Here is a 13,308-nt window from a genome sequence, read left to right on the forward strand (position 1 = left end):
CTTATTCATAGCGAATAGGAAACCTCCTTGCTTTGTTGGTGGGTTGCAGCTCAACTATAGCACAGGCTTTTCCTATTCGCTATCTTTTTTTATCCGCTAGTGTAACACATCTATTGTAATCCTACAGGAAATTGTAGTTTAATATGAAAAATAATGTTGAATTAGATAATTTAAAGAGTTATAATTGGTTGAAATAGGGGGTACATATATGACTCTGATTAAATGTCCTGAGTGTCAAAAGGAAATCTCTGATACTGCAAAAATATGTGTTCATTGCGGATTTAAAATTAAAAAAAGAAAAGCAAAAAGAAGACTGTAACAACATTGTCTTGCATTTTAGGTGGACTTTGCCTCATCGTACTTATAGGTTTTGGATTGGTATATTCTTATGATAGTTGCCAATTAAGCAAGGCGAGAGAATATTATGATAATGGTAAATATAGCCTTGCATTAAGCGAATGTAATAAATGTTTTTTCAAAACTAAAAAGATTAATCAAATGATTTCCGAAAGTCAGAATAAGATAAATGAGATAAAACGAGAAAATGAAGCGATTGATAAGGTAAAAGATTTTATAGCTTATATGGATAATCTTGAAGCTAAAAAAACGCGAGATGGAATTAAAGTAAATTTGGATGATATGATTTTTATTGTGAAGGATTTAAAGAAAAAGATTAAAGATTTTGAAAGTATAGACGCACCAGAAAATAGTGCTATCAGTTATTATTTGAAAGGAATAAAAAATTCAACGAGTTATAAAAATATGAAATTACAAATTAGTAATGAACTATTTGAGGATAAAGCTAAAAACTTTGTATTAAGTGCGTATGGTTCACTATCAACAGAAAGTATTATAACAGTTGGTAACGCTAGAATTGCGATTAATAATGAAGTTAGAGAATTGGATTCAAAAGCCATTCCACCAAAATTAAGTTATTGAAATGTTGTACAATTATGTTGTATCGCGCTACCAGAGTACAACGGTCGACACTGGATTGACAATGAAACGCCTGAGGAAATGACAAAAAAACGATCGATGGGCGGAAGAACGCATAAGAAAGGTACTTAAGAGAAAGTGAAAAAAGAATAAGTAACTTCTTACTCAAGAAAGCCGTTGTCCATCTGGACGACGGCTTTCAGCTTTAATACCACTAAAATTACTGCATTAGAACAATACAATACAAGGTGTTGTTATTATTCGAGATATGAAATATAATATATTCGAGTATAAAATGGGAGAAAATATATGAGTTATCTTTCAGATATAGAAACTGCAAATAAATCGAACATTTCACAGAGACGCCTTACTACTTCATGTTCTGAGTATAGAGTGCCTGGTGAAACTATGAATGGTAATGTGTGGTTCGCCCCGAGCAATTCAGAAGAACGTGCCAATGGAAAATATATTGACGCTTCAGAACGTGATAAGCGTGCCTTGAAGCCTTTTGTTAAATGGGCTGGCGGTAAGGGACAATTGCTTGAAGAAATAAGAAAAAAATATCCTCGTGAATTAGGGAAAAGTATAAATAAGTACGCTGAACCTTTTGTAGGCGGTGGTGCAGTTTTATTTGATATTCTTTCAAATTATAAATTGAAAGAAGTATATATTAGCGATATTAATGCTGAATTAATCAATGCCTATAAAGTTATTAGGGATAATGTATCAGAACTTGTGAAACAATTGGAAATCTTGCAGGAAGAATATATCCCTATGGATACTGATGAAAGAAAGCATTATTATTATCAAAAACGCGATCGTTATAATGATATGAAAATCAACGGCGGTAACAATGTTGAAAAGGCTGCGCTTTTTATTTTTCTTAACAAAACTTGCTTCAATGGGTTGTACCGCGTTAATCGTAAAGGGCAGTTTAATGTTCCTATAGGTGCGTACAAAAAGCCATTAATCTGTGATAAAAAAAATCTTGTTGATGTATCTGCAGCATTACAAAATGTTGAGATTGTCTGTGGAGATTTTAAAGAGTCTTATGATTTTATAGATAGCAATACTTTTGTGTATTTTGACCCCCCATATCGTCCTTTAAATGAAACTTCAAACTTTACATCTTATACAGAAAACAATTTCGATGATAAAGCGCAGATCGAACTTGCAGAATATGTAGATAAATTGGACAATATCGGTGCAAAGGTCATCGTAAGCAATTCTGATCCTAAAAATTGGGATAGCAATGACAACTTTTTTGAAAAACTATATCAAAAGCATAAAATAGTTCGCGTACAGGCTTCAAGAATGATAAACTGTAATGCATCTTTACGTGGTAAAATTAGCGAATTATTGATAACCAACTATTGAGGTGACATAAATTGAAAAGAAACTTTAATGAGTGGTTAGAAACATTTAGGGAAAGTATCTCAGATTACGGGTATTATGTAGATTTTGAAAAGATATATCGCAATGTTTCATCAATAAAAGTTGAGCTCAATATTCTTAATTCCCTTATCGGTTCAAAAAACATCGAAAATGACTTTGAAGAATTGCTCAAAAGGTATCCAGAAATATTAAAATGCATTCCTCTGTTGTTAGCAGTAAGAGAACATGAGATTCATGCGGTTGATTGTGATGGAGAATTTACATACTCTTTCAATAAGCTTAATTATTCGATAGAGCAATATAAAATTTTCATGAGAAAAACAGGGCTATTTGATCTTATTCAGAATCACATAGTTTCAGATCTTGTTGACTATGCTACGGGTGTGGAAACAGGGCTTGATTCTAATGGCCGGAAAAATCGCGGCGGTCACCTTATGGAAAATTTAGTGGAAAGTTATATCAAAAAAGCAGGTTTTATAAAGAATGTAAATTATTTTAAAGAAGAATGCATTAGTAGTATTGAAAAGCGCTATAATATTGATTTATCTGCAATATCAAATCAGGGTAAGGCCGAAAAAAGATTTGATTATGTAGTAAAAACTGATAATATGATATATGCAATAGAAACCAATTTTTATTCTGCTGGTGGCTCAAAGTTAAACGAGACAGCACGAAGTTACAAAACATTAGCATTGGAAGCAGAATCTATAGAAGGTTTTACTTTTGTATGGTTCACTGATGGTATAGGATGGAAAAGTGCACGTAATAACCTTGAAGAAACCTTTGATGTAATGGAGCACATTTATAATATTAAAGATCTTGAAAACGGAATAATTGATAAGGTATTTATATGAAAAGAATTGTAAAATGGGAACCTGATAATTTCGAACTTGAAATGAATACAGTTTGGAGTTTTCCAGAGAGAGGAAATTGGGCTACACATGATGCTAAATATCGCGGCAATTGGTCGCCGTATATCCCGCGAAATTTATTGCTGAGATATTCTTCAAAGGGAGATCTGGTTCTTGATCAATTTGTTGGCGGTGGTACAACTCTTGTCGAAGCAAAATTATTAGGGCGAAATATAATAGGTGTTGATGTAAACCCAAGAGCATTGGAACGCTGCCAAGAGAAAATTGATTTTGATTATGATAATGCAGGAGAGGTTTATTTATATAATGGCGATGCTCGAAATCTATATTTTATTAAAAACGAAAGTATTGATTTCATTTGTACACATCCGCCGTATGCCAATATTATTAGGTACAGCGAAGATATAGAAGCTGATCTATCTCATCTTAACGTAAAAGATTTTTTGGTTGAGATGCACAAGGTAGCTTCTGAAAGTTTTAGAGTTCTAAAAAAGAACAAGTTCTGTGCAATTCTTATGGGTGATACAAGGAAAAGGGGCCATGTAATCCCCATGAGTTTTGAGGTTATGAAAATTTTTGAATCAGCAGGGTTTAAACTAAAGGAGATTATTATAAAAGAACAGCATAATTGTAAAGCAACAGGATATTGGAAAACAAATAGTATCAAATACAACTTTTTATTATTAGCACATGAATATTTGTTTGTGTTTAAAAAATAAATTTTCTCCCCGAAAACCTTTGCCAAGGTTTTCGGGGCTTTTTATCACTATGACACTATTTTCAGCAAACATTTGTTGACAACCTTGCCCCTTTAAGTTACGATAATCTTAATAGGTTAATTCTTCTTGAAATTTCTGGCGGCAGCGTTGATGACGGATATTTTGAATTAAACAAGGATGAGTATTGTATGAAATATCAGATTACAGTCAGCAACGGTGATTTTAAGAAAACCGTTATGGCAAAACGCGGCGAAACACTGCTGAATGTACTACAAGAAAACAACCTAATAGGCGATTTTCCCTGTGCCGGGAATGGCACCTGCGGGAAATGCAGGGTCAAGGTAGTTTCCGGCGTTGCGGAGGTTACTGATGAAGACAGAACACATTTAACCCATAGGGAAATTGAAGAAGGTTACAGGCTTTCTTGCCGATTAAAAATCACTTCGCCTATAGAAATATCCGTATCAAATGTGCCGCAGGATTATTTAATTTTAACGCAGGGGAAAAAGAAAAAAATCAAGATAGCTTCCCCCGTTAGAAAGTGCCATATCGTATTGAAGAAAGATGATTTTAATGATGGAAGGTCAGACTTAAAACGCGTCTCGGACTCAATGGGCATCAATAGAATAACAGCGAATCCTGCTGTTCTTAGGGATTTGAATAAGAAAATAAAACTTTCCGGATGTGATTTTACTGTTACGACGTATAATAACACGCTTATTGATGTTGAGAGCGGTGATACGACTTCCAGTAAATTCGGAATTGCGGTTGATATCGGAACAACAACTGTTGTAAGTTTCCTTATAGATTTATCATCGGGCAAAATCATTGATAAAGAAGCGGAAACCAACAGCCAGCGGCGCTACGGTGCAGATGTAATCTCACGCATTGATTTTACTGATAAAAATTCGGACGGCACGCAGATACTTTCAAACCTGATTAAAAATCAAATAAACGGTATGGTCGACAGCATGTGCACCAGAAGCGGCGTAAAAAGGCATAATATATATGAAATGACTGTGACGGGGAACACAATAATGCTTCATTTCTTTTTAGGGCTGCCCACAAAAAGCATAGCCGTCGCGCCATTTACTCCAATAATTACTGAAGCCGCTGAATTTCGCGCGGAAGAAGTAGGCATAAAAATAAACGGCATAGTCAGCGTAATGCCTGGAATCGCAAGCTATGTCGGGGGCGACATCACTGCAGGGATACTTGCCTGCGGAATGATGGAATCAAATAAATATTCGCTTTTGATAGACCTTGGTACAAACGGCGAAATAGCACTTGGAAGTTCACAGGGAGTAACCTCTTGCGCTGTTGCCGCGGGGCCTGCTTTCGAGGGCGGGAATATAAAATGCGGGGTAGGCGGTGTAAAAGGCGCTATTTACAGCGTTGACCTTGATAAACCTGATATCTGCAAGACCATAGGTGACGAACAAGCCTGCGGCATATGCGGTTCAGGCGTGATTGATGCGGTTTCGGAACTGCTAAAACACGATATAATTGACCATACTGGCCGTTTTGCGGATAAGGAAGAGATAAGCAATGTTGACCTGCGCGACAGACTTATTGAAGACAACGACGGGCGACAGTTTATATTGGCTGAAAAATCGCAGCAGGGTCATCCTATTGCAATTACTCAAAAAGATATAAGGGAAGTACAGCTTGCAAAAGCAGCTGTGGCGGCAGGCATACAAGTATTATTAAAAGAAAGCGGTGTTTCTTGCGAAGACATAGAAAAAGTATATGTCGCCGGAGGATTTGGCAGCTATATGAATATAGAAAGCGCCCTTAATATAGGGCTTATCCCGTCGGAGTTAAAGGATAAGATTAGTTTTGTGGGCAATACGGCCGGAATGGGCGCGGTACTCTACCTGCTTTCAAAAAGATATCGTGAAAAGGCGGAGACAATAACACGCCGCGCGGCATATATCGAACTGTCAAACAAACCGGAGTTCCAGAACTTTTATATTGAAAATATGACTTTTGAATGATGTGTGTGTTGCCATGAAACGGCACCCAAAGTGGGAAGGTATATATGAAAACGTTTACATATGCTTTGGCGGAATGGCAAGAGGCGCTGAAAATCCATCCCATTATGTTTTAAGAAAACCTCTGTAAGTGCTTGTAACGAGGCTATCAGCATTTACAGAGGTTTTGCAGTTTGAAGTGGCGCGCTCTTTAAGGTACTCCTATTCAAATCAATAAGTAAAGGTTTCTGCTCAGCCCTGTGTCAGTGCGGCTTTATATGCATAGGTGAACAGCAGTGGCCATAAAGACGAGGAAATTGTAGATAATTTGTGCGTCAAGAGAAGGAGCGCAAGTAATAATCTGTCGGGCAAAGAAGGAATACAATTATGATTCTTATTAAGAATGTAAGATATTTTGATGGCGAGCAGATTGTTGGGCAATCGAGCATTGCTGTATCGGGCTCAAAGATTGCGAAAATATTTTCAGGAACGGATTGCGGCGATTCATCAGATTATGAGGAGATAATAGACGGGCAAGGAAGACTTCTTGTTCCCGGCTACATAGACATCCATTTGCATGGCTGTGGCGGATGTGACGTCATGGACGGGACGCCGGAATCAATTAAAAAGATTGCGGCTGTCCTTGCAGAAAACGGCACGACTTCGTTTTTGCCGACCACGGTTACAATGTCAGCTCCGGTTACCCAAAAGGCAATTGAAAACATCAGAGCCTGTATGAAAGAAAACAGCGGCGCCAATATTCTCGGTATTCACCTTGAAGGCCCTTTTATCAACAAAGAGAGAAAAGGGGCGCAAAATGAAAAATATATTTTAGAGCCTTCAATCGAGAATTTCGATGCTTTCGTAAAAGGCGATTATCGCGGCATAAAACGGGTGACGCTTGCCCCAGAGGTCGGAAAAGGTGTTGAGCTTATAAAGTACCTTGCGCAGAAGGGCATATGTGTATCGGCGGGCCATACATGTTGTCCGGCTGATATTTTTAACAAGAGTATAGATAAAGGGCTAAAGTTATGTACCCATCTGTTTAACGGCATGAACCCGCTTCATCACAGGGATCCGGGAGTTGTAGGAAGCGCATTGCTGAATGACAATGTGTATGTTGAATTTATATCTGACTTAGTGCATATCGATAAGGATATATTAAAGCTTATTGTAAAAGTAAAGGGTCCGGACAAATGTATTCTTATCTCTGATTCTTTATCTGCCGCATGCCTTGGGGACGGTAATTTTACTCTTGGCGGGCAGAAAGTGATCGTAAAAAATGGTGTTGCGAGAATCGAGAACGGCTCGCTTGCCGGCAGTATCATTACCATTAAGGACGCAGTCAAGAATATGGTTCAAAAAGTTGGCGTTGATCTCTGTTCAGTTTTAAAAATGGCGATAGTCAATCCCGCAAGAATAGCCGGTGTGAGTTCCTTTAAGGGCTACATTAAAGAGGGATATGACGCTGACCTTAATCTACTGAATGATAACCTTGATGTTGTCATGACAATGGTACAGGGAAAGAAGATAAAAACGTGCTGAATTTATTGCGTATAGATCGGAAGAGTTTGTCATGGAGAGATAAAGCGATTTTGTATTGACAAATATACTAATAACAAGTATAATGGTCATACAACAAGACATGGAAAATATATAATTTTTATTATAAATTTTTACAATATGGACTTTATGAGAATAGCCTTTGGCGATTTTGTCTCTTAGTTACTAATAGATTTGGTATGCAGATAAAACTTAGCCGCACTGACTATATGAAGCATTCTTTCCTTATTATTAATTTGGAAGGAAGTCAAAAAATGCACATGCTAAAATGTAATAAAGCAAAATAAAAGGGAAAGGCAGTGGGTGTATGATCTGTATGTAGTGCGAACAAGTTTGTAATCGAATCAGCCGTGGAAAAAGGCTGAAATACGGGTCACCACTACACGTTGAGGCAACAGCTAATCAGGTTAATCAGTATGGCGGATATACGGGAATGGCGCGTTCTCCTAAGCCTCATTTAGGGAGATGAAGGCCACTGTTTATCAACATTTCACAGCGTAGTAAAAACAGTCATCATGACAAGGCGACTGAAGATTCTTGCTCCCATATATCCGGAAGGTCTTGATGAATGGATGTAAGGCGAGCCAAGAAGTGATATGAAAAGTGCCTTCGTAAACATGTTATAATAGTACCATCAATAGAAGGGCAATTAAAATTAAAAAAGAGATTCTCATTTTGAGAATCTCTTTTTGTGTTATATAGAAGGTATTTATATGCTGTTCAAGAAAGCCGGAGTCACTGAATATCCGAACGGCGATAAGACATGATGACAGGCTTTGACAAAAATAAAGAGTCGTATTCTATTTCTAAATATAGTGTATTATTTTGCAAGATTCATTAATAACTTTAAAGACCCGCTGAAATGGAGAGTTTTAGCGGGCCTTTTTATTACCGAAATGTTGTTTTTGATTTACTGTGTATTCCCAAACGGCAAGCAAAGCACAACCGATTAAATAACAAAGTATGTCGGCTGTGTCAAAGTTAGAGCCGATTATAATTTTCAAAACTCTGTTCTTAATGCCTATCAAACTTGCAATATGAAAGAGCTGTAAAACCTCAACGGCGAAAGCAAAAATAAATATAAACAGCGGCAGTAATTTTATTCTTTTCGGTTCAAAGATTCTTATAAAGCAATATATCACCATAACGATGATGATATCGCCGACATAGGGCCTTATGAAGTTATCGTGGGCAAATAGGGCAATTAAGATCTCTACACAAGTCAGAAGAGAAAATAAGCAAAAATAAAACAGCCGTTTCTTAACCTTCAATGTCATCATACCTCAATAGTTTTTTGTAATATACCATTACTTAAAATTATTGTCAATATACCGTTGTCTGTACATGATAAATTCGCCCTTCTATACGCCTCATTTACAAAATTAGTACAAATTTACAAGACAATTGAGAAAATAAGCATGAATAGGTCAAGCAAGTGTAATAAAAAAATTTAACTCAAATGTCAAAATCGGACAAATTCCATATTTAACCAAATATATAATTAACTGCGGGACTTTTTGTTGGAGAAAAAATTGATGGAACGAAAGTTGCTAAATGAAGCCGTTAAACCTCTTAAATTAAAAATACATAGTCAAAAAAAACAAAGTGATATTACAGGCCGCAGGATTAACAAAACGAGCGTCCTGCGGCTTTTTAGAGACTGTTTTTTGGCCGGGATTATCGCTTACATATTATTCGGTCAGGTTTTTGGCATTGCGTTTGAAAAAGGAGAACCCGGCGCCGAAGCAGGAAACATTATTATTTTCAACCGCCTAAACAAAAGACCCAAGGTTAACGATACCGCAATAATTGCTGCCTTTAGCGGCAAAAGATATCTTGCCGGGCGCGTCATAGCGGCAAGCGGCGACAAGATAGACATAAATAACAAAGCAGATGCGCTTGTTGTGAGCGGCAATCGCAGCGAAAAGTCATATAAGATTGAAAACACTGCAGACGGGCGGGGTACGATTGATTATCCGACGACGGTACCGGTTGAATCAATTTTTATACTCGGCGATGAAGGTGGGAAAGCATTAGATTCTCGCCGGATTGGCGTTGTTAACCTCAGGCGTGTAGCAGGTACCGCTTTGTTTATATTCAAAATGCCATGAGTTGAAAGGTGCTGATGAAACAGTGAAATCAATAAAGCGCCTCAAGCCATTTTGTCGTTGCATAAAAGTGTTTGCGCTATCAATAGCAACCGTTATATCGCTTGTTATTGGGCCTGTTGTAAAGACCTATGCGGTATCGCCGCCTGAAAGCTCAAGTGCCGAGATAACCGAAAACACGTATGATGAGGCCACCCAAAAAGATGGTACAAGCAAGGCTGAGTCAGGCCTAAATACGGATAAGCCTGAATCGTCTTTTGCCAGCGGTTCCACCGAGGCTGTAGTTGTTGAATCCGACAGCAATTCAGGTGAAGATAAATCCAATCAAGATGTGCCCAAAGAATCAAAAAGCAATCTGAAGCAGTCATCAGCGCCGAAATTTTCAATTGATACAATCGCGGACGGATTAGGTGTTGTCAAGGATTTCGCTGTATTTGCCCAGTACTATACAATGTCGTGCCATATGGAGGGCAATATCGCAGTAAACAATTTTGAGGTCATAAGCGGCAATGTTGGCAATTCAAACAAGGTATTTAAGAACATAGGAAAATTCAATTTGAATATTTCTATCGACGCAGGCAGCTTAAATGTCGGCAGAACCTATTCAGTTTACATATTTGATAATCCCAACAGAACAGGGAATCCGGTTTTTAAAAAGGAATTGACAATAACAGATGCGAACGGCAGCGAGCATATTACGGCAACAGGCCTTGATGCGTCAAAAGTTTATTATGTTTTTTTGCTCGACAGTCAAAACAATATCATTTCTCAAAGCAATGTTACAGGTGAACAGGCGGTTTCGAGCAGTAACGATTCCTATATAAAAAACGTAATTGCCTTCAAGGACGAGGTTTTCCAATCGGCTGGGGATTTTCAGCAGCGTGTTGTCTTTGGCAATGATTATCGGCTCAACAGTTCAACAGACCCCCAAAAAACATATCAAACTACCGGTGACGGCACATACATACTGATAAGAAAGAATAATGGAAAAGCCCTTGGGAAAATCGGCGGAGGAACAAACAATAAAGTCAGTATAGCAACGGAAAGTTTCCCGATTGATTTTGACGGCATATTTACAAGGCTGAACAGCCTGTCATCCGAGCTCAGCTCTGGTGATTTTAACAGCAATGTCAAGGTGATAAATGCAGAGCTCAAGAGTTCAGGTCAAAACGCACTTCGTAATGCGCTTCTTGAGGCACTTCACGAGAGTGATATAAACTACCTTGATAAAACCGGAATACCCTTAGGCGAAGACCAGTATCTCGTCATTAATGTCAACTGCAACGGCTATTCAAGCGTCACTATACCTCAATGTAAAATCGGCGGGGTTGATTATGCCTCATGGGATGAAAAATCCGTCATCGCCGGTCGCGTTATCTGGAATTTCTTCAATAAAGACCGTTCGGGAAATTATACCCCGTATAGTGGCAATGTTAATGAAAACTCGGGCATGCTGGGAACAATTCTTGCACCCGAGGCAGAGGTCATTGTCAATTCAAGTATGACCGGGGCTATTTATGCACATAAAGTGAAAAACCCGGGCGGAGAAATTCACAAAATGACGTTCTGGCCCTCCAAAACGGTAACTCGCAATTTGAACTTTAATATACCATACAGCCTTACAGTAAAAAAGGTTTGGTCTGACAACAACGATGCGGCGCATAAGCGGCCTTCGCAAATCATAATAGACCTTTATCATTCCGAAAGCGGCGATGCCGGGATAAGAGGTACTTTGCTCCAAACGGTAACAATAAAAAGAAATGCTGACGGAAGCTGGCCGGAATATACTTTTACAAACCTGCCGAATTCAGGCTTTTATAAAGTAGTGGAACGGCCTGTCGACGGTTATGTATCGAACACTACAACAAGTAAAAAGGCATGCGGCGATATTATCACCATTACAAATACATATCTGCCTACGTATACACTTCCGAGTGTTGGAGGAATTGGTACAGATAAATTTACCAGTACTGGCTTAGTCAGTATCATCTCAGCAGCTTTGTTTTTGATTATCTTGAGAAGGAGGGATAAGGCACTAATAAGTTAGTTTTTAAACAGTCAAACATCTTTAAATCTTTAGTAGAAAGGAAAATGATTATGAGATTATTAAAACGGTTTTGTGCGATATTCCTGTCGGTTATGCTGGTAATGAGTCTCGGCATAGTTACTGCTTTTGCGGCCGCAAAAACAGGATCACTGACTTTAAAGGATTCGCATGGAAATGTCATGAGCAATTCCACGTTTGATGCTTATCAAATTATTTCATGGAATTCCGGAAATATGGCAGTGAATGGAACATTCAAGGGCATTATAAAGAATGCATTAGGAATTACCTCATCTGATGACGCAGATATCATGAGAGCGATTGGCAACCTGCGTGACAAAGGCACAGCCGCGGCAAAATTTGCTGCCGACGTCAAAGCTGGTATCCTGTCAATGAATCCAAAGGCAGTGACGACCGCACAGTCAAAAGACGGAAAATTCAGCAGTTTGCCTTACGGATACTATTTAATAGTACAGACAAGTGTCGGTGAAGCCGACGGAACTGCTCTTTCAGATCCTATACTTGTTTTCATAGATAAAGCTGAAACTGAAGTCAAAGTCAAGGTATCAGCTGCTAACATTGAAAAGAAGATAGAGGTTCCTGACCCGGCGGATTCGAAAAATAAGATCTATGTTGATTCAAACACAGCGGCGGTAGGGGACAAGGTCAATTACCGCTCATTGTCAACTATCCCTGTATATCCGGATGACGCGACAAATATTACATATAAGATCACAGATACTTTGAGTGATGGCCTTGTTTTTGATTCAGATACCCCGATTAAAGTCGATGTTGTCGACGTAGCTAAAGACGGCAGTATAACCGTTGTGAAGAACCTCAAGGAAGCAACAGATTACACTATAAGCTATAAAGATAACGGGCAGACATTTGTAATCTCGATGAATGGAGCCAACAGCGACAGCAACCTGATAGCATGGGGCAAGGAAGGCTACCGTATTCGCGTCACTTATTCCGCTATTCTCGGCAAGGGAGCCGCTCTTGCGAATGTAAACTTCGGAAGCACCGGCAATCCCAACTCGGTTAAACTTGAATATACAGCAAACCTGTCAAATATCCGTGAAACCGACTATGATACTGTTATAACATATACCAATAAACTTGTCATAGTAAAAACAGATACGTTAGGCAACAGGCTTAAAGGCGCGGTCTTTGAACTTTACCGCAACGGTGTAAAGGTAGATACCCAGACAACCGGTGATGACGGAATTGCGGTATTTGACAAGATTCAGCAGGGCCATTACGTCCTGACAGAGGTCAAAGCCCCTGCTGGTTACAACAAGATGAATGATATTGTCTTTGATGTCGAGGCTTACAACAGTGGGTCGCTGAGAATCCCAAACACAAAATTTGAAATTGTCAAACACGGCAATGCCGAAGTTGCCGCTTCGTATAAAGCCATCTGGGTTGTAAAAGGCGAATGTACAAATGCTATTATAGTTGATAACTGCAATGGCACACTGACCACGACTATTAAGAATAGCAGCTTTAAGCTGCCAGGCTCCGGCGGAATGGGTACGACTTTGTTTACCGTCCTCGGTGTCATGCTGATTTCCGCTGCGGGTACTATGTTTGTAGTTTACAGCAGAAAGCGCAAATCAGCCGCCCGCTGATATGTACTGAGCAGGTAAGGCCGCGGTCAGCGGCCAACCTGCCTTTAGGGATTAACAAAAGCCTTAG

The 13,308-nt window shown here is 38.8% G+C and carries 12 protein-coding genes; 11 read left to right on the forward strand and 1 reads right to left on the reverse strand.

Translation table 11 applies throughout. The features are described 5' to 3' along the window. The first annotated feature begins 208 nt into the window (after positions 1-208). From V6C21_RS04055 to V6C21_RS04090, 8 genes are all read left to right on the forward strand, one after another. Positions 209-319: a zinc-ribbon domain-containing protein gene (locus V6C21_RS04055; RefSeq protein WP_479268397.1), complete on the forward strand. Its 111-nt coding sequence runs from the start codon at positions 209-211 to the stop codon at positions 317-319. A 5-nt stretch (positions 320-324) separates the two neighbouring features. Continuing rightward, the gene (locus V6C21_RS04060) at positions 325-939 is read left to right on the forward strand and encodes a hypothetical protein (RefSeq protein WP_479268398.1); all 615 of its coding nucleotides are present in this window, start codon (positions 325-327) and stop codon (positions 937-939) included. Positions 940-1,245: 306 nt separating this feature from the next. After that, entirely contained in the window at positions 1,246-2,313 is a 1,068-nt protein-coding gene (locus V6C21_RS04065; protein ID WP_034837157.1) for a DNA adenine methylase, read from the forward strand. 11 nt (positions 2,314-2,324) lie between these two features. Next, a complete protein-coding gene (locus V6C21_RS04070; protein ID WP_034837160.1) occupies positions 2,325-3,185 on the forward strand; it encodes a type II restriction endonuclease in 861 nt (286 codons plus the stop codon). Next, positions 3,182-3,922 (forward strand): DNA methyltransferase, encoded by a 741-nt coding sequence (locus tag V6C21_RS04075; RefSeq protein WP_034837163.1) that lies wholly within the window; start codon positions 3,182-3,184, stop codon positions 3,920-3,922. Before V6C21_RS04070 ends, V6C21_RS04075 begins: the two co-directional genes overlap by 4 nt. A 188-nt stretch (positions 3,923-4,110) precedes the next feature. Next, positions 4,111-5,919, forward strand: a complete 1,809-nt coding sequence (locus tag V6C21_RS04080) for an ASKHA domain-containing protein (RefSeq protein WP_479268399.1) — start codon at positions 4,111-4,113, stop codon at positions 5,917-5,919. A 363-nt stretch (positions 5,920-6,282) separates the two neighbouring features. Next, positions 6,283-7,440 carry an N-acetylglucosamine-6-phosphate deacetylase gene (gene nagA / locus V6C21_RS04085; protein WP_479268400.1) on the forward strand — a complete coding sequence of 386 codons (1,158 nt, stop codon included), beginning with the start codon at positions 6,283-6,285 and terminating at the stop codon, positions 7,438-7,440. A gap of 379 nt (positions 7,441-7,819) precedes the next feature. After that, positions 7,820-7,927: a class II D-tagatose-bisphosphate aldolase non-catalytic subunit gene (locus V6C21_RS04090; RefSeq protein WP_479268451.1), complete on the forward strand. Its 108-nt coding sequence runs from the start codon at positions 7,820-7,822 to the stop codon at positions 7,925-7,927. A gap of 403 nt (positions 7,928-8,330) precedes the next feature. On the opposite strand, the gene V6C21_RS04095 is transcribed toward V6C21_RS04090, so the two are convergent. Then, positions 8,331-8,729 carry a ribosomal maturation YjgA family protein gene (locus V6C21_RS04095; RefSeq protein WP_479268401.1) on the reverse strand — a complete coding sequence of 133 codons (399 nt, stop codon included), beginning with the start codon at positions 8,727-8,729 and terminating at the stop codon, positions 8,331-8,333. Between the two features lie 264 nt (positions 8,730-8,993). On the opposite strand from V6C21_RS04095, the gene lepB reads away from it, so the two are divergent. The 3 genes from lepB to V6C21_RS04110 all read left to right on the forward strand — a co-directional run bounded on the left by lepB (position 8,994) and on the right by V6C21_RS04110 (position 13,241). Next, positions 8,994-9,569, forward strand: a complete 576-nt coding sequence (gene lepB, locus V6C21_RS04100; RefSeq protein WP_479268402.1) for a signal peptidase I — start codon at positions 8,994-8,996, stop codon at positions 9,567-9,569. A 67-nt stretch (positions 9,570-9,636) separates the two neighbouring features. After that, positions 9,637-11,613: a Cna B-type domain-containing protein gene (locus tag V6C21_RS04105; protein WP_479268403.1), complete on the forward strand. Its 1,977-nt coding sequence runs from the start codon at positions 9,637-9,639 to the stop codon at positions 11,611-11,613. 50 nt (positions 11,614-11,663) lie between these two features. Further along, positions 11,664-13,241, forward strand: a complete 1,578-nt coding sequence (locus V6C21_RS04110; protein WP_479268404.1) for a SpaA isopeptide-forming pilin-related protein — start codon at positions 11,664-11,666, stop codon at positions 13,239-13,241. The last annotated feature ends 67 nt before the right edge of the window (positions 13,242-13,308 follow it).

It is taken from the genome of [Clostridium] cellulosi (assembly GCF_036762875.1).
Lineage (GTDB): Bacteria > Bacillota > Clostridia > Oscillospirales > Ethanoligenentaceae > Ruminiclostridium_D > Ruminiclostridium_D cellulosi.